Origin of the sequence: Mucisphaera sp. (assembly GCF_965279675.1) — a bacterium.
Lineage (GTDB): Bacteria > Planctomycetota > Phycisphaerae > Phycisphaerales > Phycisphaeraceae > Mucisphaera.
In genome coordinates this window covers 2,877,021-2,899,711 of sequence record NZ_CBDIIJ010000002.1, presented here as the reverse complement: position 1 = coordinate 2,899,711, position 22,691 = coordinate 2,877,021, and the positions used below count along the sequence as shown (strand labels likewise).

26 protein-coding genes are annotated in these 22,691 nt (G+C 62.9%); 6 read left to right on the top strand and 20 right to left on the bottom strand.

Annotated elements, in window-relative coordinates; all coding sequences use genetic code 11:
• Positions 1–39: 39 nt before the first annotated feature.
• Positions 40–309, bottom strand: a complete 270-nt coding sequence (rpsO, locus tag ACQZAB_RS12475; protein WP_428389852.1) for a 30S ribosomal protein S15 — start codon at positions 307–309, stop codon at positions 40–42.
• A 140-nt stretch (positions 310–449) separates the two neighbouring features.
• On the opposite strand from rpsO, the gene hemL reads away from it, so the two are divergent.
• Together hemL and serA are read left to right on the top strand one after the other, a co-directional pair.
• Positions 450–1,775 (top strand): glutamate-1-semialdehyde 2,1-aminomutase, encoded by a 1,326-nt coding sequence (gene hemL / locus ACQZAB_RS12470; protein ID WP_428389851.1) that lies wholly within the window; start codon positions 450–452, stop codon positions 1,773–1,775.
• A 71-nt stretch (positions 1,776–1,846) separates the two neighbouring features.
• Positions 1,847–3,517 carry a phosphoglycerate dehydrogenase gene (gene serA / locus ACQZAB_RS12465; RefSeq protein WP_428389850.1) on the top strand — a complete coding sequence of 557 codons (1,671 nt, stop codon included), beginning with the start codon at positions 1,847–1,849 and terminating at the stop codon, positions 3,515–3,517.
• An 85-nt stretch (positions 3,518–3,602) separates the two neighbouring features.
• Here the strand turns inward: serA and ACQZAB_RS12460 are convergent, their stop codons facing one another.
• Both ACQZAB_RS12460 and ACQZAB_RS12455 read right to left on the bottom strand, forming a co-directional pair.
• Positions 3,603–4,082, bottom strand: a complete 480-nt coding sequence (locus ACQZAB_RS12460; protein ID WP_428389849.1) for an RrF2 family transcriptional regulator — start codon at positions 4,080–4,082, stop codon at positions 3,603–3,605.
• A 164-nt stretch (positions 4,083–4,246) separates the two neighbouring features.
• Entirely contained in the window at positions 4,247–4,687 is a 441-nt protein-coding gene (locus tag ACQZAB_RS12455) for a hypothetical protein (protein WP_428389848.1), read from the bottom strand.
• Positions 4,688–4,952: 265 nt separating this feature from the next.
• On the opposite strand from ACQZAB_RS12455, the gene ACQZAB_RS12450 reads away from it, so the two are divergent.
• The 3 genes from ACQZAB_RS12450 to ACQZAB_RS12440 are packed head-to-tail and all read left to right on the top strand — an operon-like array spanning position 4,953 to position 7,719.
• Entirely contained in the window at positions 4,953–6,344 is a 1,392-nt protein-coding gene (locus ACQZAB_RS12450; protein ID WP_428389847.1) for an adenylosuccinate synthase, read from the top strand.
• Positions 6,345–6,390: 46 nt separating this feature from the next.
• Positions 6,391–7,149 (top strand): polyprenyl diphosphate synthase, encoded by a 759-nt coding sequence (gene uppS, locus ACQZAB_RS12445; RefSeq protein WP_428389846.1) that lies wholly within the window; start codon positions 6,391–6,393, stop codon positions 7,147–7,149.
• 12 nt (positions 7,150–7,161) lie between these two features.
• Entirely contained in the window at positions 7,162–7,719 is a 558-nt protein-coding gene (locus tag ACQZAB_RS12440) for a hypothetical protein (RefSeq protein ID WP_428389845.1), read from the top strand.
• 8 nt (positions 7,720–7,727) lie between these two features.
• Here the strand turns inward: ACQZAB_RS12440 and ACQZAB_RS12435 are convergent, their stop codons facing one another.
• The 6 genes from ACQZAB_RS12435 to ACQZAB_RS12410 form a co-directional block, all read right to left on the bottom strand.
• A complete protein-coding gene (locus tag ACQZAB_RS12435) occupies positions 7,728–8,036 on the bottom strand; it encodes a PF20097 family protein (protein WP_428389844.1) in 309 nt (102 codons plus the stop codon).
• A 180-nt stretch (positions 8,037–8,216) separates the two neighbouring features.
• Entirely contained in the window at positions 8,217–9,860 is a 1,644-nt protein-coding gene (rny, locus tag ACQZAB_RS12430; RefSeq protein WP_428389843.1) for a ribonuclease Y, read from the bottom strand.
• A gap of 364 nt (positions 9,861–10,224) precedes the next feature.
• The gene (locus ACQZAB_RS12425; protein ID WP_428389842.1) at positions 10,225–11,142 is read right to left on the bottom strand and encodes a hypothetical protein; all 918 of its coding nucleotides are present in this window, start codon (positions 11,140–11,142) and stop codon (positions 10,225–10,227) included.
• A gap of 3 nt (positions 11,143–11,145) precedes the next feature.
• Entirely contained in the window at positions 11,146–11,814 is a 669-nt protein-coding gene (locus ACQZAB_RS12420; protein ID WP_428389841.1) for a hypothetical protein, read from the bottom strand.
• Positions 11,811–12,446, bottom strand: coding sequence for a hypothetical protein (locus ACQZAB_RS12415; RefSeq protein ID WP_428389840.1), 636 nt, complete (start codon positions 12,444–12,446; stop codon positions 11,811–11,813). The genes ACQZAB_RS12420 and ACQZAB_RS12415 overlap by 4 nt, the downstream gene beginning before the upstream one ends.
• 21 nt (positions 12,447–12,467) lie before the next feature.
• Entirely contained in the window at positions 12,468–12,806 is a 339-nt protein-coding gene (locus tag ACQZAB_RS12410; protein WP_428389839.1) for a DUF2752 domain-containing protein, read from the bottom strand.
• A gap of 150 nt (positions 12,807–12,956) precedes the next feature.
• On the opposite strand from ACQZAB_RS12410, the gene ACQZAB_RS12405 reads away from it, so the two are divergent.
• Positions 12,957–13,649 (top strand): CDP-alcohol phosphatidyltransferase family protein, encoded by a 693-nt coding sequence (locus ACQZAB_RS12405; protein WP_428389838.1) that lies wholly within the window; start codon positions 12,957–12,959, stop codon positions 13,647–13,649.
• On the opposite strand, the gene ACQZAB_RS12400 is transcribed toward ACQZAB_RS12405, so the two are convergent.
• The 11 genes from ACQZAB_RS12400 to ACQZAB_RS12350 form a co-directional block, all read right to left on the bottom strand.
• Positions 13,624–13,926 carry an HPr family phosphocarrier protein gene (locus ACQZAB_RS12400; RefSeq protein ID WP_428390161.1) on the bottom strand — a complete coding sequence of 101 codons (303 nt, stop codon included), beginning with the start codon at positions 13,924–13,926 and terminating at the stop codon, positions 13,624–13,626. The two genes, ACQZAB_RS12405 and ACQZAB_RS12400, sit on opposite strands and share 26 nt — an antisense overlap.
• A 71-nt stretch (positions 13,927–13,997) precedes the next feature.
• Complete coding sequence (locus ACQZAB_RS12395) at positions 13,998–14,477, bottom strand: PTS sugar transporter subunit IIA (protein ID WP_428389837.1); 480 nt, start codon at positions 14,475–14,477, stop codon at positions 13,998–14,000.
• 82 nt (positions 14,478–14,559) lie between these two features.
• Positions 14,560–14,859 (bottom strand): ribosome hibernation-promoting factor, HPF/YfiA family, encoded by a 300-nt coding sequence (hpf, locus tag ACQZAB_RS12390; RefSeq protein ID WP_428389836.1) that lies wholly within the window; start codon positions 14,857–14,859, stop codon positions 14,560–14,562.
• Positions 14,860–14,927: 68 nt separating this feature from the next.
• A complete protein-coding gene (locus ACQZAB_RS12385) occupies positions 14,928–15,875 on the bottom strand; it encodes a DUF502 domain-containing protein (RefSeq protein ID WP_428389835.1) in 948 nt (315 codons plus the stop codon).
• Positions 15,876–16,009: 134 nt separating this feature from the next.
• A complete protein-coding gene (locus ACQZAB_RS12380; protein WP_428389834.1) occupies positions 16,010–17,194 on the bottom strand; it encodes a hypothetical protein in 1,185 nt (394 codons plus the stop codon).
• A 10-nt stretch (positions 17,195–17,204) separates the two neighbouring features.
• Entirely contained in the window at positions 17,205–18,449 is a 1,245-nt protein-coding gene (gene tyrS / locus ACQZAB_RS12375; RefSeq protein ID WP_428389833.1) for a tyrosine--tRNA ligase, read from the bottom strand.
• An 11-nt stretch (positions 18,450–18,460) separates the two neighbouring features.
• Complete coding sequence (locus ACQZAB_RS12370) at positions 18,461–18,805, bottom strand: FmdB family zinc ribbon protein (RefSeq protein ID WP_428389832.1); 345 nt, start codon at positions 18,803–18,805, stop codon at positions 18,461–18,463.
• A 14-nt stretch (positions 18,806–18,819) separates the two neighbouring features.
• On the bottom strand, positions 18,820–19,395 hold the full coding sequence (locus tag ACQZAB_RS12365) for a nucleotide exchange factor GrpE (protein ID WP_428389831.1): 576 nt from the start codon (positions 19,393–19,395) through the stop codon (positions 18,820–18,822).
• Between the two features lie 16 nt (positions 19,396–19,411).
• Positions 19,412–20,548, bottom strand: a complete 1,137-nt coding sequence (dnaJ, locus tag ACQZAB_RS12360; protein ID WP_428389830.1) for a molecular chaperone DnaJ — start codon at positions 20,546–20,548, stop codon at positions 19,412–19,414.
• Between the two features lie 86 nt (positions 20,549–20,634).
• Positions 20,635–22,248 (bottom strand): chaperonin GroEL, encoded by a 1,614-nt coding sequence (gene groL / locus ACQZAB_RS12355; protein ID WP_428389829.1) that lies wholly within the window; start codon positions 22,246–22,248, stop codon positions 20,635–20,637.
• Positions 22,249–22,330: 82 nt separating this feature from the next.
• Positions 22,331–22,639 (bottom strand): co-chaperone GroES, encoded by a 309-nt coding sequence (locus tag ACQZAB_RS12350; RefSeq protein WP_428389828.1) that lies wholly within the window; start codon positions 22,637–22,639, stop codon positions 22,331–22,333.
• Positions 22,640–22,691: the final 52 nt, after the last annotated feature.

Here is a 22,691-nt window from a genome sequence, read left to right as displayed (position 1 = left end):
GGAACATCCCGAACCGGCAATCCGGCAGAGTGGCCCGACTTAGCGTCGCAGGCCGAGACGCCCGATGAGCTCGCGGTAGGCGGCGTTGTCGGTGCGTGCGAGGTAACGGAGGAGGCGTGTCCGACGCGAGACCATCTGGAGCAGACCGCGGCGTGAGGCGTAGTCGTGCTTGTGATCGCGGAGGTGCTCGGTGAGCGCCTTGATGCGATGGGTGAGAATGGCGACCTGGACCTGCGGGGATCCGGTGTCTTTTTCGCCCTGCTGGTATTCGGTAACCAGTTCGGAGCGTCGTTCGGCGGTAATCGTCATGCTGTTAAGCCCTTGTGGCGGCCCTAACCTGGGCTGCGGTCTCGTATTTATCGCGTTAGATCGAGCCCCGAAGTGTATCTCAAGGGTTCGGCGGCTTCAAGCTGAGCCCCCTCGGGTGGCGGCGTTGCTAGGATGCGGGCATGACAACGACAGCACAACCTGGTGTGGCTACGCGTCGGCCGGCGTCCGCGAAGGCCTTTTCGGAGGCCTCTGAGGTGATGCCAGGGGGTGTTTCGTCTCCTGTGCGGGCTTATAAGGCCGTGGGCGGGGATCCGGTGTTTATCCGATGCGGGAAGGGGGCGGTGGTTACGGATATCGATGGTCATGAGTATGTGGACTATGTGGGCTCGTATGGCCCGCTGATTCTGGGTCATGCGGCGGATTCGGTGCTGGCGGCGTTATCGAAGGCGGCGGGTCGGGGAACGACGTTCGGGATGCCGACGGAGGCGGAGACGCAGCTGGCGAAGATGGTGATCGATGCGGTGCCGTCGGTGGAGATGGTGCGGTTTGTGAATTCGGGGACCGAGGCGGCGATGTCGGCGATTCGGCTGGCGCGGGCGGTGACGGGCCGGACGGCGGTGGTGAAGTGCACGGGGTGCTACCACGGGCACAGTGATGCGTTGCTGGTCGAGGCGGGGTCGGGGGCGTTGACGCTTGGGCAGCCGAGTTCGCCGGGCGTGCCGGAGGGGATCACGCGTCACACGCTGCTGGTGCCGTTTAATGATCTGGCGGCGGCGGAGCGGGTGTTTGCGGAGCATACGGAGGAGATCGCGGCTTTCGCGGTGGAGCCGATCGGCGGGAACATGGGTTGTGTGCCGCCAGCGGAGGGGTATCTGGAGGGGCTGCGGGCGCTGTGTGACAAGTATGGGGCGATGCTGCTGTTTGACGAGGTCATGACGGGGTTCCGGGTGCACCGTGGCGGGGCGCAGTCGCTTTATGGCGTGACGCCTGACCTGACCTGTTTTGGGAAGGTGATCGGTGGGGGGCTTCCGTGTGCTGCGTATGCGGGTCGGCGGGAGCTCATGGAGCATGTGGCACCGGCGGGGCCGATGTACCAGGCGGGGACGCTATCGGGGAATCCGCTAGCGATGGCGGCGGGGATCGCGACGCTGGAGGCGTTGGAGGACCCGGCTGTTTATGAGGGGCTGGAAGCCGCGGGCCGGCAGCTCGAGGATGGGTTGCTGGCCAAGGCGAGTGCGGCGGGCGTGCCGGTGCAGATTGCTCGGGTGGGATCGATGATCTGTGTGTTCTTCTCGGAGGAGCCGGTGACGGATTACGAGACGGCGACGTCGTGTCGCACGGATCGTTTTGCGGCGTTTTTCGAGGCGATGCTGGAGCATGGGGTGATACTGCCGCCGAGTCAGTATGAGTGCTGGTTCGTTTCGACCGAGCACGGTGACGAGCTGATCAAGCAGACGCTTCAGGCGGCGGCCCACGGGTTTGCCGCGGCGGCGGAGATCGCATAAACCACCGGTCCGCTGCGGGTTGCCCGTGGCTCGACTGTCCTGATTGAACCCACCCGACCTGGAGCCCGACCGTGACCACGGCCACGCAGACGTTCTCGATTCTTGCCGCAGACAAGCTTGCCCAGGAGGGGCTTGACTGGATTGCCTCTCAGCCGGACGCGTCGCTAACGGATCGGGCGGGGATCAGGGAGGATGAACTGGCGACGATCATCGGCGAGCACGATGCGGTGATCGTGCGGTCGGGTGTGAAGATCACGGCGGAGGTTCTGAAGAATCCCGGCAGGCTGAAGGTGATCGCTCGTGCGGGTGTGGGGGTGGACAACATTGATCTGCCGGCGGCGACGGACAAGGGGATCCTGGTCATCAACACGGCGGAGGCCTCGACGCTGACGACGGCGGAGCACGCGTTTGCGCTGCTATTGGCGACGGCCCGTCAGATTGGTCCTGCGTACAAGACGATGACGGAGGGCAAGTGGGATCGGAGCAAGTTCAAGGGGCGGCAGCTGGCGGGAAAGACGTTGGGCGTGGTGGGGTTTGGTCGGATCGGTCAGGCGGTGGCTCTGCGGGGGCTGGCGTTTGAGATGGACGTGCTGGCGTTCGATCCGTTTGTGAATACGGAGACTGCGCTGGATGGCAAGGTGCGGGTGATCCGTGATTTTGCCGAGCTGGTGCCGAAGGTGGACATGCTGAGTTTTCATGTGCCGTTGAACACACACACGCGGGGGATGCTGAATTACGAGGTGATGAAGACGGCGCGTCCGAATCTGTTGGTGATCAATGCGGCGCGTGGGGGTGTCGTGGACGAGGCGGATCTGATCCGGGCTCTGGATGAGGGGTTGATTGGTGGGGCGGGATTGGATGTGTTCAGCGAGGAACCGCCGGCGGCGGATGACCCGCTTCGGACGCATCCGAAGGTGCTGGTGACGCCCCACCTAGGGGCCTCGACGGTGGAGGCTCAGGAGGCGGTGTCGGTGGATGCGGCGCAGTCGGCGCTGGCTTACCTGCGTGGCGCGGGGATCAAGGGTGCGGTGAACGCTGGGGGTTTGCGTGTGGATCTGACGCCTATGCAGGCTGCGTATGCGGATCTGGCTGATCGGATGGCGAGCCTGATCGGGCCGATGGTGACGCGTGGTCTGTGCACGGTGACGGTGGAGCTGCGTGGCAAGGAATTGGCGGCGGTGGGTTCGACGATCGAGCGGACGGCGCTGACGCGTTTGCTGGCGGATCGTCTGGATTCGCCGGTGAACCTGATCAATGTCGGGCCTCTGGCGAAGGAGCGGGGCATCACGGCGAAGGTGGTGACTTCGGATGATGATGCAGGTCTGGGCTCGCAGTTGTCGCTGGTGATCAGTGGCCCGAATGATGCGGTGGACGATCAGACGCATCCCGAGGATCAGACGCGTCGGATTGTGGGCCGGGTGTACGACGATCTGAAGCCGCGGGTGGTGGAGATCAACGGGTATCATATGGACATGATCCCGCGTGACACGATGCTGCTGCTTCAGAACGAGGACCGGCCTGGGATGATCGGGCTGGTGGGGTCGCTGATGGGTGAGGCAGGTTTGAATATCGCGGACATGACGATTTCCAGGCGTGCGGGGTCTGATGGCAAGGTGACGGCGCTGATGCTGCTGAAGCTGGACAACGCCCCGGATCAGGCGACGCTTGATGCGCTCACGCATCGTGATGGGATTCTGAAGGCGGCGGCGGTGAAGCTGTCTTCGATCGCGTCGCCTGAGTGATGTGCGAGTCCGTTGAATCTGGATAAGACAACCGCCCGGTCATGCGGTCATGGCCGGGCGGTGCTGGTTTTGAAGGATCAGTGGTTCAGGCCTGCACGCGGACGGGTTTGGACTTGCTGGTGAGCACCGGGAGTTCGGTGCCGAGCAGTTCCATCTTCTTGACCATGGTTTCGCTCATGGTGGCAAGGGTGGTTCGGACGAGGTATTCCTTGAGCTGGTTGCGGATGGGCTTCCACTCGTCGTGTTGGGGGCAGGGCTGGTGGTCGTCGCAGCGGTGCATGCCGACGACGCAGGCGTTGAGGTTGTCGATGCCGTCGATGACTTCGACGATGTCATAGAGGCTGATCTGCTCGGGCTTGCGGGCGAGGGCGAAGCCGCCGCCTCGGCCCTTGGCGGAGGTGAGCAGGCCCTTGCGGACGAGGTCCTGGAAGATCTTGGCGACGAAGTGGCGGGGCAGGTCGGAGCCTTCGCAGAGTTCGTCGAGGAGGACGTAGCCGTCGGGACGGAGCATGGCCAGACGGCTCATGGCGCGAATGGCGTAGGCACAAGCATTGGAATAGATCATCGGTTTCAGCCTCGGGTTGGCGTGTTTGCCGAGTGTGAGAATGGTTAAGGGGATAAAAAGGACTCGTTAGCCACGCGGTAAGGATATCCCCTGAATCGGCATTTGTCCCGAGTTAAAGGTCAAAAAACCTGAATAGGTCAGTCTGTTCACCGGGCAGCAGCTTATCAGCGTGCGTGGGGGTTGACCCGTTCGAAGAGGTCCTCGGTGTCTTCGGTTGTGCCCTGATCGGGCACAAAGGCGACAAAGACACCGTTGGCGGGGTTGTACCAGTATCCGGCGGGGCCGCTGAGTCGTGGGTCGAGGGGGCGTGGTTCGCCGAAGCCGCCACGTTCGATGAGGGTGTGCTTGACCTCGGGTCGGTAGGGCGTGATCTGTTTGTTGAGGGGGAACCACTCGGCTTTGATCGAGGTGGGGTAGCGTCCGCGGGACTTCTTGTAGGCGTAGACGTGTGCCTGGACTTCGTTGACGATTTCGCGGGCGGCTTCGGTTTCGCGGTCGACGGCGGCGATGCCGTACTGCGGGACGAAGAGCAGGGCGAGCAGGAAGATGACGCCTAGGGCGACGAGAAATTCTGACATTGCCAGGCCATGGCGTTTGTGACGCATGTTGGGCTCCTCGATGGCTGGTGCGGTTGGATCGCGTCCCGGTATGGCTATCGGACGTTGCGGGTGGCTGGTGAGCCATGGGGGGCTGGCTGAGCTGGCTTGCGTACGGTTTGTCGTGGTTGGAGGATTTGGGCAAGCTCATGAGTGGCTTCGGGCCTCTGCACGTGGCTGCTGATGGGCTGCTAAGATTTCGTTTTGCGCCTGTTTCGGGCGTCATTCGCGGTCTATCCACCCCGCCCCTTCCACCTATTCAGGCGAGCAAACGATGGCGACGATCTCCGATGACCTGACGACGAGCCCGGCTTCAGCCGCTGATGGGCGGCCTACGACTCGGCGGTCGCATACAACGGTGGTGGGGTTGCAGTGGGGTGATGAGGGCAAGGGGAAGATCGTTGATCTGCTGGCGCCTGACTTCGATGCGGTGGTTCGTTACAACGGTGGGGCGAACGCGGGGCACTCGGTGCAGGTGGGTGACAAGCGGTATGCGCTACATTTGATTCCGAGTGGGATTCTGTATCCGGAGAAGCTGAACGTGCTCGGCAACGGGGTGGTGATTGATGTCGATCAGCTCGTGAAGGAGATGGATGCGTTGGCCGAGCAGGGGGTGGTGATCGGAGAGAATCTGCGGGTGAGTGATCGGGCGCATCTGGTGATGCCGTGGCACAAGCTGCAGGATCAATTGTTTGAGGGGATGCTAACAAGAGACACGGGCGCGAAGGGTGCGATCGGCACGACGGGGCGGGGGATCGGTCCCTGTTATGCGGACAAGGCGTTGCGGTCGACGGCGATCCGGGTGTGTGACCTGCTGAATCCCGAGACGCTGAAGGTGAAGGTCGAGCAGATCGCACGTTTGAAGAATGCGCTGCTGCAACCACTGGCGGACGAGCTTGGGCAGCCCTTCGAGGCCTTTGAGCCGGCTGAGGTGCTTGAGCGGTGTGCGGGGTACGCCAAGCGGCTGAGGGCGCACGTGTCGGATACGGCTGAGCTGCTTAACGATGCGATCGCGGAGGGTCGGCGGTTGTTGTTTGAGGGGGCGAACGCGACGCTGCTGGACGTCGACCACGGGACGTATCCGTTTGTGACGTCGAGCAGCTGTTCCTCGGCGGGTGCGCACACAGGGGCGGGTGTTCCGGGGCATCGGGTGCAGCGCATCATCGGGATCGTGAAGGCGTACCAGACGCGTGTGGGTGGCGGGCCGATGCCCACGGAGCTTGATGATGCGACGGGTGACCAGATTCGTGAGCAGGGGCGTGAGTTCGGGACAACGACCGGGCGGCCGAGGCGGTGCGGGTGGCTGGACCTGGTGGCGCTTCGATACACGGCGCGGGTGACCGGGGCCACGGGGATCGCGTTGATGCTGCTGGATGTGCTGGCGGGTGTTGGTCCGCTGAAGCTGTGCACGGGCTACAAGATCGATGGCAAGGCGTCGCAGCGATTCCCAGCGGACTGCACGGAGCTTGAGCGGGCGGAGCCGGTGTACGAAACGATCGAGGGATTTGAGGGGGATCTGACGACGGCCCGACGGTTTGAGGATTTGCCTGAGGCGGCGCGTCGGTACGTTGAGCGGATCGAGGCTTTCATCGGGGTTCCTGCGACGATCATCAGTGTGGGGCCGGCGCGGGATCAGACGATCTGGCGCGAACCCGCCACGTGCTGAGCGCGTAGTCAGTGAGGGTCTGCTCATTTCGATTGGGTGTTTGTCTATGACGTTGTCGCGGTCATCGCTTGAGTCGGAGGCGGGTGTTGGCGGGTTTTCGGTGCTGCCGAGGCATGTGGCGATCATCATGGATGGGAACGGCCGGTGGGCGAAGGCGCGGGGGCTGGATCGGAGTGAGGGTCACAAGGCGGGTGCGGTGCGAACCCCGCCTGTGGTGGAGGCGGCGAGTCGGTTGGGGATTGAGGCGATGACGCTTTACAGTTTCTCGACGGAAAACTGGGCGCGGGCGGAGGCGGAGGTGGGCTGTCTGATGGACCTTTACACGGAGTATCTGGTTTCGCAGCGGCCGCTGCTGATCGATAACAATCTGCGGTTTCGGCATCTTGGTCAGCGCGAGGGGTTGCCGAAGCGGGTGCTGGCAGAGCTGGATCGGAACGCGGAGCTAACGGCCGGGCATACGGGCTTGACGCTTTACCTGGCATTGAATTACGGCAGTCGTCAGGAGATGACTTCGGCGGTGCGTTCGATCGCTGACGACATCGCGAGCGGTGAGGTGGAGCCTGCTGAGGTGGATGAGGACCTGATCGCGAGTCGGTTGGGGACGGCGGGGTCGGCTGACCCTGATCTGCTGATTCGGACTTCGGGGGAGATGCGGCTGAGCAACTACCTGCTGTGGCAGCTTAGTTATGCGGAGTTGTATGTGACCGAGACGCTGTGGCCGGACTTCACGGTGGAGGATTTTCATGCGGCGCTGCGTGACTACGCGGGGCGGCAGCGGCGGTTTGGGCGGGAAGAGGCGGAGTAGGAGGTTGAAACGATGAGGCGTACCCCGGCTTGCTGTTTGGTGATGATGCTTGGCTTGATGACGGGATGTGGCGAAACGCCGGAGGAGGCGCCGGCGACCGCGGGGATGGAACCGGATGTGGCTGTGGTGGCTGTTGAGGTGCCAACTCGGCCAGAGGCGTCGCAGGGGTCTGCGGATATCTATGAGATCTTCAATGTGTACATGGCCCCGCTGAACTCATCGCAGGTGAGTCAGTTGCAGGGAGGGTTGATGGTGGTGCAATCGCATCGGGTGGCGTTTCGGTTTCGGGCAACTGCGACGGTGATTGATGCTTTGATTTCGCAGGGGTACACGCCGGTGATGACGGCGATACCGACCGGCGGGATGTCCGGGATGCAGGGCGGGGGTGTGCTGCCTCTGGTGGTGCCGGAGTCGGCGGGGATGTTCAGCCCGGCTTGGAACCCGGATGCGATTGTGAATCCGGAGCGGTATGAGCGGTTGTCTCAGCATCCGCAGGCCGGGCTGATGCAGAGTCGGTTGGTCATCGATCGGCCGAATGGGCTGGTGTATTACACGGGGCAGAGTCAGTAAGTAGCGGTCTATTTGTCGCGGCGGGGATCGAGAGGTTCGATCTCTTCGGGCGGCAGTTCGTCCGGTTCGGCGAGGGGGTCGGTCATTTTGCGGCCGTGGCGGAAGAGCACGAGCTCGCAGGCTCGGCATCGCCAGGCGGGTAGCCGGTTGGGACGCATGATGGCGTGGGTGCCGGGGAGGCCTTCGGCCATAGCAGGGGTGGCATTGGGTGAGAGCGGGAGCCAGCTGAGACCGGCGGCGATGGGGAGGACGCCCGGCGTCATACGGGCGCGGCAGCGGGGGCAGCGGAAGGTTTCGGGCTGGGCGGGGGTGGCCATGCCCATATTGTAGGTGGGCTGTGGGGTCTTTCGGTCCGCGCGTGATGGCTTGGCGTGTGCTCTCTGGTTCTGTGGGCAGACCTTCGGTCTGACCACAGCCACCCGAGTTATTGGGTCGTCGGGCACGCCCCTGAAAGGGGCGTGGCACCCGGGTGGGACTGGCTTACTAGCTGAGGTGGCTTAGCGGGCGAATTCGATGGTTCGCATTTCGCGGAGGACAGTGACTTTGATTTCGCCGGGGAAGGTCATTTCTTCGGAGACGCGTTTGGCGATGTCGCGGGCGATGTAGGCGCACTTTTCGTCGTTGATGTTGTCAGGGTCGACGATGACGCGGACTTCGCGGCCGGCCTGGATGGCGTAGGCCTGCTGGACGCCCTGGTGCTCGGTGGCGATGCCTTCGAGCTGTTCGAGGCGGCGGACATATTTTTCTAGCGTTTCGCGGCGAGCGCCGGGGCGGGCGCCGGAGATGGCATCGGCGGCCATGACGATGGGGGTGTAGGGGGTGGTGGAGGGGATGTCGTTGTGGTGTCCGCCGATGGCGTTGAGGACGGCTTCATCGGTTTCACCGTGCTTGCGGGCGAACTCCATGCCGATGGCAGGGTGGCCGCCTTCGACTTCGTGGTCCATGGCCTTGCCGAGGTCGTGGAGGAAGCCGCAGCGTCGGGCGAGCTCGCCGTCGAGGCCGAGTTGGTCGGCGATGACCTGAGAGAGGTAGGCGACTTCCATCGAGTGGCGGAGGATGTTCTGGCCGTAGGACATGCGGTAGTAGAGGCGGCCGACCATCTCGGAGATACGGGGGTGGAGCCCGCGGATGTGGGCTTCGATGCAGGCGTCCTGGCCGTGCTTGACGACGCGTTCCTGGATCTCCTTGGTCATCTGTTCGACGACTTCTTCGATGCGCGTCGGGTGGATGCGGCCGTCGTCGACGAGTTTCTGGAGGGATTGGGAGGCGACGGCCCGGCGGATGGGGTCGAAGCAGGAGACGACGATGACGCCCGGCGTGTCGTCGACGATGACATCGACGCCGGTGGCTTTTTCGAAGGCGCGGATGTTGCGGCCCTCGCGGCCGATGACCCGGCCTTTGAGGTCGTCGGAGGGGATGGCGATGGCGGAGACGGTGGCCTCGGCGGTGTGCTCGGAGGCGTATCGCTGGATGGCGTTGAGGGTGATTTCGAGGGATTTCTGGCGGGCTTCTTCCTCGGTGCGCTCGGTGATGCGCTGGATGAGCTGGCCGGCTTCTTCCTGGGCTTCGAGTTCGATGGCGCGGAGGGCCTGCTTGCGGGCGTCGTCCTCGGAGAGCTTGGAGATGCGGAGCAGCTCGTGTTTCTGTTCTTCGCGGGCTTTGTCGAGGAGCTCGCGGTGCTCGGCGAGGAGGCGGTCGAGTTCGGCGTCCCTGTCGCGGACCTTGACCTCGCGGGATTTGACGTCGTCCTCGAGCTTGGTGAGGGCGTCTTCCCGGCTGGTGAGGGTGTCGAGCTTGCGGTCGAGGTTGTCCTCGCGTTTGGTGAGGCGGCGCTCGATTTCCTTGATCTCGTTGCGGGCGGCTTCGGTTTCTTTCTCGAAGTTCTCGCGGAGCCTGGTGGACTCGCTGCGGGCGTCGAGTTCGATCTGCTTGCGGAGGGTTTCGCCTTCGGCTTTGGCGGCGGCGAGGATGCTGTCTGCTTCGCTTCTGGCTCTGGCCAGGCTCTGACTGCCCATGAATCGGGAGAGAATCACGGCGGCAACGCCTCCAACGATCAGCCCGGCGATGAGCATGAGCGTGGCGGTCGGGGTGGAGACCTGGGTCAGGAGGAGGGAGACGGGGGTGAGGAGTGGGCTGGGCATGCTGAGCTTTCGTGCGCCGGGACGACGCGCTTGTCAGAACGCTCAGCGGGGATTAAAGACGCCGGTCGGCCATTGCAAGGCGCACTCTGCCTGAGCAGAGGCATGCCGCGAGGGCAAGGGGCCTTGATATCACGCTGAAGAGGTCTTGGCAGCGTGTGGGAGAGCAGGTCCTCAATCTATCCCGCTGGCCTTTCGGCCTAGCGTCCGAGCCGGCTGACCGGCTCGATTCATCGGTTCTTTGAGAAGGCACTCACCGAGTCTCAAAGGCACCGAGTTGTTGATCGATTCTCGGAACACCCGGGGAAATCCCTGCGTGGAGAATCTTGCATTGTTCTAACGTTTGACACTGTAGCCGTGGGGGCGCTCAAGGGTCAAGTCTGTCGGTTGATCTGGCGATTGGCTGGCGGGTGTGTGCGAGCCATATCACGCTTTCTGCGATGCCTCGGGAGTCGCCTTCATTGATGACCCTGACCGATTCGGTCTGTTCGGCGAGGTCCTGGAATTTTGCGGGGGTGGTGGTTTCGAGGATCACTTTCTGGCCGAGGGTCAGGGCCAGGGTGCAGATGAGCCTTGGGCGTCGTGCGGAGGCGGGGATCAGCAGGCCATCGGGGGCGTGCAGTTGGGGCCAGGGCCAGACCCAGGCGGGGTCCTGCTGGAGGACTGGGGCGAGGACGGATTCGGTCCAGAGGCTTTCGACCTGAGGGCGGTCGTGGTTGGCGGGTTCGAGGATGAGGCGGGGGCAGGCGAGCCCGTGCATCTCCAGGGTTTCGACGACGAGGCCGAGCCCGATGGCGATGGTGGCCAGCCGTGCCTGCCTGGGTCGGTCGGTGAGCAGGCCGATCAGTGGGGGCGTGGGCTGATTGGCTGGGATGCCGGCTTGCTGTCGCCAGCTCTGACGGATGTCTTCTCGATCGCATTCGGCTGTGAGGACGGTGACGAGTTCGGCGAGGACTTCGGGGTCTTCGAGGTCGGTGCCGGCTTCGATCCTGGTGTTGGGCCACATCCACTGGGCCCAGCTTCTGGACCTTCGGGACCAGATCGCGACGCGATCCGGCTTGCGATAGATCTGAGGAGCTTTTCGCAGGCGTGGGTAGCCGAGGACCGGGCTGCCGAGTGGCGGTGAGATGAGTATCTCGGGGTGGAGGTCGGCGTGGCTGAGTCGATCGCGCACGGCCTGGCCTCCGGTCATGACCCAGACTGTGCCGGGATCACTCGGGCGCAGTGCCATGATGCGGAGGAGTTCGAGGGCGTCGGGTTCGATGGCGAGTTGGACGGTCGTCATCGATTAACTGTCCGGCTCGTGGCTGTAGAAGAGCTGGGCGACTTCGATCGCCAGGGCCTGGACGAGTTGCTGCGAAGCGAGTCGGAGAGTGGCTCGTCCCTGCTGCGCGGACTGGACCTGGAGATCGACCGAGACGGTGTAGCCCTGGGTCAGGAGTGATGGGCTGGACGCGTCGGCCTCGGGAGGGAAGATACGTCGGCCTTCGGTGACGTCGATGAGTTCGACGCGGGCGGTGGCACGGGGGCGCATGAGTCCGGGTGCCATCTGCTGGTCGGCTGAAACAATCAGCACGCTGATGAGCTGTTCGGCGCCGACCTGTTCGCCGATGGCGTCCATGGGCGTCTGAGCGAAGGCTTTTCCGAGTCTTTCGGAGAGTTCGCTGACGCGCCGCTGGGAGATCAGGTCTTCATCGACGAGGTCTGTGTGTTCGACTAGGTGGAAGCCGATCAGGCCAGCGAGTTGGGTGGCCAGGGCGGGCGAGCCGAGCAGGTTGTTGGGGTCATCGACGAGGACGACGGTGGGCCGCCGGTCGATCTCGTGCTGAGCGGGGATTCGATCGAGCCCTGTGAGGTGTGCGGCGGCCTGGCCGATGAAGCCGATCTCCTGGCATCCTGCGTTAACCAGCAGGAGCAAGGCGGTGAGCGTGAGGACGCTGCGTTGGGCGAGGCTCAACGGGGCACCTCGTGCTTTCGGAATAGATTGGCGGTTTTGACGGCGAAGGTCTGAAGGAGTCCGAACTCTATGGACTGGCTGTCCGAATTGATGACGCCTATCTCGTTAACCGTGGGGTATTCGGCTTCGATGACGGTGGCGAAGCTGGCGTTGTCGGGGTCTTCGGCTTCGGCTTCGATGACGCTGATGTCGGCGCTCATGATGCCTCGCCAGACGTGGGCGTTGCCGGGTTCGTGCAGGCGGTACTCGTAGAGTCCGACAAGCAGGAGCCGATCGACGCCGAGGCCCTCGATGAGTTGTGAGGGAAGGAGTGTTTCCCAGTATGGGTTCTCTTCGATGAAGTCGCGGATCTGGCTGGGCTCGGCGATTCTGATGTTGTCGACGGCTTGTGCGAGCGTGGCCGAGACCTGCTGGCCGATGAGTCGATCGGCGGTGGGGTGTTGGAAGAGGATCTGGTCGTCGGCTGCGACGAGCACGGCGACGCTACGTCCTTCGAGGCCTGTGTAGGCGGCATCGACTTCCTGGGTTTGTTCGTAGCCGAGTGCCATCCAGGCGAAGAAATCACAACCGGCCGTGCTCAGGCTAAGCACGGCGATCAGGAGTATGGCGGTCCATCGACCTGCGTGGTTCATCGAGCTTCCTTCTAAAGTGTGTCAGGTCCAGGTGAGGATCTTCCATCCCCAGCCGAGCGCGAGGAGGATGATGGTGGTGGTCCATACTCTGCCGCTGATGAGCATACGGGTCCAGTGGGGTCCGGGCCAACTCAGCGCAGCGGTGCCGAGTTGCTGCCAGAAGACCACGGCGAGAGCCAGGGCGAGCAGGAAGCCGAAGGGCTGCGTCATAAGAGAGCTGAACAATTGGCCGTTGGCTGCTAGCGAAGCGGCGGTGGTGACGCCACAGGTAGGGCAGGGAAAGTCGAGCCGGCTCGCCCAGCCGCAGGCTTCGACGCCTAATTGTTCGTGGGTGCCTATCCCGCGGGCGTCGGGCTCCATACGATTCAGCCATACCAATGCTATTAGGCAGGCCGCGCTGATCAGCAGAGCCAAGAGGCGCTTACGGACGCTTCGTACAGGTCTCCCCCTGCGATGCGGGGTCACGGAGGCCTGGAGCTGAGCATTGGTCTGCGACATGGACCTTGCATAATGAGTCGAATCTCGCGTGTCGACAACCCGGGTTTGTTGGTCGTTCCGGCCTCAGCTGCTCGCTTGGGCTGGGTGGTTGTCAACAGCCTGACCTTACTGGTTGCCGTTGTGGGTCTGGTGGGGGGGTATCTGGCCTCGCTGGCTGAGCCGAGGTTGCTGCTTTACTGGCTGTTGGTAGCGGCGCTGCTGGATGCGGTGGATGGCCCGCTGGCTCGGAGCTGGGGGGTGGTTTCGAGGTTTGGGCAGCGCGCGGACCGGGTCGCCGATCTGGTGGCGTTCGTGCTGGTGCCGGGGCTCGTTGCCTGGCAATCAGGGCTGATAGCCGGGTGGCTCGCAGGACTGCTCGTGATTTCGGGCGTGGTGCGGGCGGTGCTGCTTCGCGAAGGCGCGCTGCTCGCCAGCGGGGGCGAGCGTTACTTCGGTTTGCCCTTTCCGCTCGCGGGGTTGCTGCTCGCTGCGGGTTTGGTGGGGCCTCAGGCCGCGGTGATCGGCCTAGTCGTGGTAGTTGGGTTGGTAACGCCGTTGGCGGTACGGCGTCCAGCGGATCTTGGATTGGCTGGCTGGGTGATGATCGGTGTCGGCCCCGGGATCGCGCTGTGGCTGGCAACTGCGGATCCCCTGCATGTGTTCGTGGTGGTCGGAGCGGGTTTGTATGTGATAACGGGCGTCAGTCTTCGTCGAAACCACGTTTGACGAGGTCTTCGAGGGCGGTGAGGGCCTCTTCGGCGTCGTTGCCGTCGGCCACGATGCGGAGTTCGGTGCCCTTGGTCGCGGCGAGCATCATGAGTTGCATGATGCTCTTGGCATCGACGGCCTGATCTTTTTTATAGACCGTGATTTCGGCGCTGAACTGGGAGGCGGTGTCGACGAAGGACATCGCCGGCCGGGCGTGCATACCCAGCCGGTTGCTGATTATGACAGTGGTCTCGGCACGGTGACTGCTCGCCGGGGTGCCGGATGCAGGTCCGATGCCTGAGGATGATGAAGATGGCTGGTTCAAGCCAGTTCTCCAGTGCTTGCGATCATGGCGCCCGTCCGTGATCAGCTGGGTAGCTGTTGGGCGTCGGCCTCTTCGATCAGCTCTTCGATTTCCTGCTTGGTGGATGACTGCCGGAGGAACTTTCGGAACTGATCGTTTTGCAGTTGGGAGAAAATGCTCTCCATGGCCTGCAGGTGCTCGTCGGGTTTATCTTTGGGTGAGAGGAGAAGGATGATCGAGTAAACGGGTTGTTTGTCGAGAGCGTTGAAGTCGACGCCTTTGGCGCTAACTCCTACCGCGGCGGCCATCTTCTTGATCTGGTCGTGCTTGACGTGGGGAACTGCGACGCCTTTGCCAAAGCCTGTTGAGCCGTGCTTCTCGCGTTCGATGATGGCATCGATCAATTCCTGAGCGAGGCTCGGGTCGGCGATGTCGGCGTCCTGGAGGACCGAGTCGATCAACTCTCGGATGACATCGTCACGGGATGTCGAGGACAGTTCCGGGAGGATGGCGTGCGAGGCGATAAATGACTGGAGCTTCATACAGTTTCCTTAGCCGTGCAAAGCCTGATCTTAAGGCTTTTTGCCCGGCTTCGCAGCAACCACGATGACTCGGGTGAAGGTGTCAGCCCTTGTGGCTGCGGGTTTTTTCTTTGTGGTCGTGGACCTGTCTGGCTGCTTTATCGGTGGCCAGGTCGATGCTTTTGTAGAGGTCGTCGCCACGGTCGACGGCGATGACGGGGTCTCTCTGGGGGACGTGGACGATAATTTCGACGCCATACTGGGAGGGCTCGTCCTTATCGAGGATAACCTCGGCCTTGCTGGCGCCGTCGAAGTAACGGGTGATCTTTTCGAGCCGCTGAGCGGTGTAGTCCCGGATGCCGTCGGTGACGTCGAAGTGTTTGCCGGTTACGGTGATTTCCAAAATCAGGCCTCCTTCGGGTGACATACCCTGCGATTTCTGGCCGTTGTCGGCCCTTGTGAAACAGACACTCAAGACTTGCTTGCGTGAGAAGGTTCTTCGGCGGTGGCGGGCCGGTCCTCGTTATCAACGGGTGTGAGTTCCACCTGGTGCTCGATGATCTGGCCGCTGGGGATGAGGACGCCTCCACTGACGGCGAACTTAAGAGCCTCTTCTATGGTGATCGGCAGATCGAGGGTTTCGCTGCGGGGGACGGTGATGACATAGCCGGTGAATGGCGTGGGGGAGCTAGGGATAAAAACGGTTAGGCAGTCTACGCCCGCCTCATCCTGAATCATGCGCATGGTTTCGCCGGTGACCAGGCCGACGGACCAGAGGCCCTTGCGTGGGTACTGGACGGCGACCACGCGATTGAAGTTGATCTTCTGATTGGCTGGCCGGTCGCCAAAGAAGAAATCGGTGACCTGCTTGACCGAGGGGTAGACCCGGCTGACAAGGGGGATGGCGAGGATGAAGTCTTCGGTCTGCTTGTAGATCGCCTTGCCCAGGTAGCTGCCCAGGAGCATGCCGATGAAGTAGATGAGGATGGCCGCGAGGAGCAGGCCGACCAGATCGAGCACCGGCCAGGTGCCAAGGGTGACCGAGTCCCAGTTGCGCTGGAGGGCGAGTCGGCGTGCGGTGAGTTGGACCTCGGGCCGGGTGCCGAGCCATTGTCGGCGGGCTTCGATCTGCTGGGCGCGGTTGTAGGAGGCCCCGAGTTTGCTGCGGCGTTCGTCATCGATGACGGCCCATTCCTGCTCGACCTCGGGGGGCAGGTCGAGTCCGGCACGTTCCATGTCGGCGTCGGTCGGAGCGGGGTAGTAGGTGAGTTGGAGGAGGGCTTCGCGGACGCCGGTGTTCAACGGCTCGGCGATGTTGTCGTTGACAAAGCCGTAGGCGAGCACGAGCAGGTAGGCGGTGAGGACGGTTGGGAGGATGATCCCCAGTCCGCGGAAGAAGAAACGCTTGAAGTTGCTCATGGATCTCTGTGTGCGTGGCTACCTGCAGCAGGCGGTGTCAATCTGACTCCTAAAGCATCGGGTAAATCCGCCAGGATCACAAGCCCGGACTGTTCCGAGGGATAGGGTTGGCGATAGGCGGGGCGGCGGGGTGCTTAGTTCGTCAGAGCATCAACGATCACGGCTGATTCGACCTGGTCGTTCGGATAGGGCACGGTCTGACCCATCAGATTCAGGTAGGAGAGCCCGCCGAGGATGATGAGGCGTCCTCGCCAGTAAGCTGCTGCGGCGTCGTCGTGGTCGTGGCCCATGGCCGTCTGCCTGATGATGCGGGCCCGTTCCAGGTCGAGCATCCTGACGGTCTGTAGTTCGTCATCTTTCCCTGAGGCCTGGGACTCGCCGCCCAGCAGCCAGGCGCGCCGACTGTCAGCGATCACGAGGCAGGCGTCGGCGATGCCGGCCGAGAGCCCGAGGGTAGGGCCCCGGGTAAGGTTGCCGGGTTGCATAGGGTCGAGGAGCCAGGTTTCTTCGAGGGTGTTGCCGGTGTCGCTGTCCTGCCCGCCGAGGATCCAGACGCGGCCGTCGGTGAGTCTTGCGGCGCGGAAATCGTCGATCGCCAGCGGCAGACGGTCTGGCAGCAGGGTGGACTGTCGGCTGTCGATATCGAGGCGTTCGATGCTCGGGGTGCGTCCCGCGATCACGGCGATGTGGTTGCCGTCGAGCAGGACGGAGGCATGGTCCAGGCGCTTTTCCTGCAGCTCGATTTTGAGGGTGTCATTCATGACGCTGGGATCGATCACCGTCGCGTGCTGCCCGCCGATGATGACCACCCGACCATCGGGCAGGCGATGGCCCGAGGGCGATCTGGTTGGCGAGGCGAGATCGGGGCCAGAGACCACCTTTCCGTTTGGGCCGGCTTTAAAGTCGATGATTTCGGTGCTCGTCAATGGCTGTGCCGAGGTACCAGCACCTGACAGCCCGCCTGCCAGGAGGATGCGTCCATCGGCGAGGGCGATCTGTGCGTGCATGGCGCGCGGGGTGAGTAGCTTCAATTCAAGGAGTTGCCACTGGTTGCCGTCGAAGACCTGGATAGCGTTGGTGGTGCTGCCCATCCCACTAAACCCGCCTGTGACCACGAGTGCATCCCGATTGGCAGTCACCCGATGCCCGAGCACGCCCATCGGAAGCGACGGATAGGTTTCCCAGGTCAGATCGGTGTGGTAGGTCGTCTCCGTGATGTGCTGCCGGGTATCGACCGGTGCGTACTGACAGCCTGCGAGCAAGAGGCAGAGCAGGCAGACGCTGATCCATCTCCCCGTCAGTCCCGATGGGTTTGGCATGTCGTTCTTTCTACATAAGATCGAAGCGATACATGCGCTTCTTCCCGACCCTCACCAGTAGATACCCCTCGGGCGCGTCTTCTCTGCTGACGGGGCGGTTGAAATCCGTGATTTTTTCCTCGCCCAGCCGGACCCCGCCACCCTGAACGAGTTTCCGCGCCTCGCTGTTGGACTTGGCGAGCCCGCTGCGGACGATGAGATCGCGGATGTTGGTGAGCTCGCTGGCTTCGATGGCGGCGTGGGGGATCGAGTCGCCGGTGACATCCAACTCGGCGCTGAAGGCCTTGCGTGAGTCTGCCTGCGCAGCGGAGGCTTCTGCCTCGCCGTGCAGGAGACGTGTGACCTCGAACGCGAGGGTCTCTTTGGCCTGGTTGAGAGCCTGGCCTTCGAGCTTCTCCAGGTCGCGGATCTGCTCGATCGGGAGGAAGGTGAAGTAGCGCAGGTAGTTGCCGACGGAGGCGTCGGGGGTGTTGCGCCAGAACTGGTAGAACTCGTAGGGGGAGGTGCGTTTGGGATCGAGCCAGACGGCTCCCTTCTCGGTCTTGCCGAACTTCCCGCCATCGGCCTTGGTGATGAGCGGCATGGTCAGGCCGGCGAGTTCGGCGTCATCGAGTTTCCGGCCGAGTTCGACACCCATCACGATGTTGCCCCACTGATCCTGACCGCCCATCTGGACGGTGCAGCCGTGTGCGCGATGCAGGTGGTAGAAGTCGTAGGCCTGCATGATCATGTAGCTGAACTCGAGGTAGCTGATGCCCGACTCGCTGTCGATGCGTCCTTTGACGCTTTCCATCGAGAGCATCCGGTTGACCGAGACCCGGCTGCCGACTTCCCGAAGCAGCTCGATCCAGCTGAGCGGTGTGAGCCAGTCGGCGTTGTTCAGCATCAGGGCTTCGTCGGGGCCGTCGCCGAAGGGCACGATTCGGCCGATCTGTTCTGCGAAGACCGAGGCGTTGGCGTCGATCTGCTCACGGCTGAGCATCTGTCTGGATTCGGTCTTGCCGGAGGGATCGCCCACGAGTGCCGTTGCGCCGCCGATGAGCACGATCGGCTTGTGGCCGCAGCGGCTGAGCCAGGCCAGCGTCATGATCGGCACCAGCGAGCCGATGTGGAGCGAGTCGGCGGTGGGATCGAATCCGATGTAGGCCGTGACCGGCTTCTCGAAGCGTTTGCGTATCTCCGCATCGGTGGACTGCGCGATCAGGCCACGCTCTTCGAGGATGTCGTAGATGTTGGCGGAGACGGCTTGGGTCATCGCGGTTCCGATCAGTCTTTCGAAGACTGTTTGGCGGTCTTTTTGGGTTTGTCGGTTTTGGTTTCCGAGGCTTTGGTTTCTGGTTTCGCGGTTTTGCTGTCGGTTTTGGCTTTGGACTCATCGTTGGGCTTGGCCGACTCGGATTCGGCCTTGGCCGACTTCTGGTAGCCCTCGGATCGGTAGTCGGTCTCGTAAAAGCCCGAGCCCTTGAAGATGACGCCTGCGCCAGTCCCAATGAGCCGTTTGAGCTTCGGCTTGCTGCATGACGGGCACTTGCGGAGCGGTTTGGCGGTGATCGACTGGAATTCTTCGAACTGATGTTCGCAGGCCTCGCACTGGTATTCGTAAGTAGGCATGGCCAGGGCTCCTGTTATTCGCTGACGCTGACCTGAGCACCGCGGACGGTCTTGCCGCAGGCGGTGTAGCCGGGCTGAAACTGGGATACGACGTGGTTGGAATCGTAATCATCGCTCGGCTGACGCATGAGCGCCTCGTGTTTCGATGGATCGAATTCCTCGCCGGGTTTGGCTTCGATCCGATCGACACCCATGGCCGCGAGCGCCTTGAGCAGTTCTTCGCGCACCAGCCCGACGCCGGCCAGCAGATCGCTGGCCGTGGTTTTGTCGGGGTCGACCTGGAGGGCTCGGTCGAAGGTGTCCATCACACCCACCAGCTGGCGTGCCATCGAGAGGATGGCCTGCTCGCGAGCCGATTCGATGTTGGCGGTCGAGCGGCGGACGAAGTTCTGATAGTCGGCAGCGGTTCGGAGGTACTTTTCTTCGAAGGCGTCGCGGTCACGCTCGGCCTGCTCAAGTGGACTCAGTTCGTCTGCCTGCTCTTGATCGAGCGGCTGGCCGTCGGTGTCTTCGTTGGTCGGCTCGGCATTCTCGGCCAGTGGTTCTTCGGCTGGGTTCGTGGATGGCTGATCGGGATCGTTCTTATCCATGTCATCACTCCATCGATCAATCGGCGGCGGAGCCGATGTAATTCTTCATGCGCTCCCAGAAGCCTTTTGCCTCGGGGAGTACGTCCAGGTCTTCGGTTTCCGCGTATTCACGCAGAACCTTCTTCTGCTTGGACGTGAGCTTCTTGGGCACTTCGATCAGCAGCAGAACGATGAGGTCGCCGGTGGCGCCGCCCCGGAGGTTGGGCAGCCCGGCACCGCGGAGCCGGATGGTTTCGCCGTGCTGCGTGCCCGGCTTGATGGTGGTCTTGTGCTCCTGGCCAAGGCCCGGCACCTGGATCTCGGCTCCGAGGGTCATCTGCGCAAAGCTGACCGGCATCTTCAGGATGAGGTGGTCGTCATCGCGGTCGAACAGTTCGTGCCGGGCCACACGCACCACGACGTGTAGGTCGCCTCGGGGCCCCTTGTTGGCACCGGGTTCGCCTTCACCCGGGACACGGATGGCCTGGCCGTCGTGGATACCCGGGGGGATCCGGACCGAGAGCACGCGGTGCTTGGGCTGGCGACCCGAGCCGTTGCATGACTCACAGCGGTCTTTGATGACTTGGCCAGCGCCCTTGCAGGAGGGGCAAGCGGTGGCGATGCGGAACATGCCGCCAAAGCCCTGTTGCTGGACTTGGCCGACCCCGCCGCAGGTGACACAGGTGACCGGTGAGGAGCCGGGCTTGGCACCCGTGCCGCTGCAGGTCTCACAGTGGTCCTGCCGGGTGAACTCGACTTCGCGCTCGGTGCCGTTGGCGACGTCTTCGAGGGTGATCTCGACTTCGGTTTCGAGGTCGTAGCCGCGTCGGGTGCGCTGGCCGCCAGCACGTCCGCGTTGCCCGCCCATCCCGCCGCCGAAGATATCTTCGAAGATCGAGAAGATGTCGTCGGCGCGCATCGAGCCGAAATCATGCCCGCTGGTGCCTCTCAGGCCGGCGTGGCCGTACTGGTCGTACCGCTGGCGCTTGTTCGGATCGGAGAGGACCTCGTAGGCCTCGGCGGCTTCCTTGAACTTTGCTTCGGCCTCGGCGTCGCCCGGGTTTCTGTCCGGGTGATACTTCATGGCGAGCTTGCGATAGGCGCGCTTGATGGCGTCGGCGTCGACCGATTTATCGACACCCAGCACGCTGTAGTAGTCTCGATCGCTAGCCATGAGTACCCGTTATCGTCAATCTGGAAAAAAGGCCCAGGGAAAATCCCTGGGCCCGGGATGGTTATGCCACGTAAGGAGCATTCCTATCAGGCCACGGCTCCGGCGACGGGCTCGTTGTCGTCTTTGAGTTCGGTCACGAGCACGTTGGTGGTGAGCATCAGGCCAGCCACTGAGGCAGCGTTTACCAGCGCGGTCTGGGGGACCAGAGCCGGGTCGATGATGCCAGCCTTGACCAGGTCGCAGAACTCTTCGGTGCCGGCGTTGTAGCCGAAAGCGCCCTTGTTTTCCTTCACCTTCTCGGCGACGACGTAGCCGTCACCGCCACCGTTCTCAACAATCTGGCGGAGAGGTACTTCAAGGGCCTCTGCGACGATATCAAAGCCAAGCTTGTCATCACCTTTAGCTTTAGAGCGACCTGCTTCGACCGCGGCGACGGCTCGGAGCAGGGCCACCCCGCCGCCCGGGACGTAGCCACCTTCAGCGGCGGCTTTGGTCGCGGCGAGGGCGTCATCGACGCGGTCCTTGCGCTCCTTCATGGAGGTTTCGGTGGCCCCGCCGACACGGATGATGGCCACGCCACCGGTCAGCTTGGCCAGACGCTCCTGGAGCTTCTCGCGGTCGTAGTCGCTGGTGGTCTTTTCGATCTGCGAGCGGATCTGATCGATGCGCTGCTGGATGTCCTTCTTCTTGCCGGCGCCTTCGATGATCGTGGTGTTGTCCTTGCCGATGACGATGCGCTTGGCGGTGCCGAGGGCATCGATCTCGAGGGTCTCAAGCTGCTGGCCAAGGTCTTCGCTGAGGAAGGTGCCGCCGGTCAGGGCCGCGATGTCACCGAGCATGGCCTTGCGGCGATCGCCGAAGCCGGGCGCCTTCACCGCAGCAACCTTGAGCACGCCACGCAGCCGGTTGACAACCAGAGCGGCCAGGGCCTCGTTCTCCACGTCCTCGGCGATGATGACTAGCGGCTTCTGGGCCATGGCGACCTTATTGAGCAGTGGGAGCAGGTCGGGGAGGTTGCTGATCTTCTTTTCGTGGATAAGGATCAGCGCGTCTTCGAGGACGCACTCCTGCGTCGCGGGGTCGGTCATGAAATAGGGAGACAGGTAGCCCTTGTCGAACTGCATGCCCTCGACGTAGTCGAGGGTGGTCTCGGCGGACTTGCCCTCTTCGACTTCGACAACGCCATCGGCACCCACCTTGTCAATAGCTTCTGCGATCAGCTCGCCGATTTCGGCGTCGTGGTTGGCTGAGACGGTGGCGACCTTCTGGAGATCGTCTTTACCCTTGCACTTGGTGGCCATCTCTTCGATGGCTCCACTGGCCACTTCAGCGGCGGCGGTGATGCCACGCTGAAGCGCAATCGGGTTGGCGCCGGCGGTGACGTGCTTAAGACCGGCGTTGTAGATGGCTTCGGCCAGCACGGTCGCGGTAGTGGTGCCGTCACCGGCCTTGTCCGAGGTGCGCTTGGCGACTTCGATCACCATCTTCGCGCCCATGTTCTGGAACGGCTCGGAGATCTCGACTTCCTTGGCGACAGAGACACCGTCTTTGGTGACCTTCGGGCCGCCATAGGACTTTTCCATGACGACGTTGCGTCCGGTCGGGCCCATGGTGACCTTGACGGCCGAGGCGAGTTTTTCGAGGCCCTTGCGGAGTTCGACCGCCGCTTCGGCACCGTAGATCATCTGCTTCTTCGACATCTTGATTCGTATCCTCTCTGGCGCCGGTTCGAGACCGGGCCGAGTCTGATGAGTGCTTGTGGTTCAGGGACCGGGCCGGGGCTTAGCCCTCGACGACGCCGAGCAGTTCGCTCTCGCGCATGATCATGAGTTCTTCGCCGTCGATATCGACTTCGGTACCGGCGTACTTGCCGTAGAGCACCTTGTCACCCTTCTTGACGCTCAGCGGTGTCCGGCTGCCATCGTCGTTGAGCTTGCCGGGTCCCGCGGCGACGATCGTGCCAGAGACGGGCTTTTCCTTGGCGGACTCGGGCAGGAAGATGCCGCTGGCGGTCTTCTCTTCGGCCTTCTGGGGACGGACGAGGACGCGGTCATCGATCGGGGTGATCTTGGTCTTGGTTGCGGTTGCCATGTCTGTTGCTGCCTCTCTGAGGTTTCTGTCTGCTTAAGTCGTTTGAAGGGAC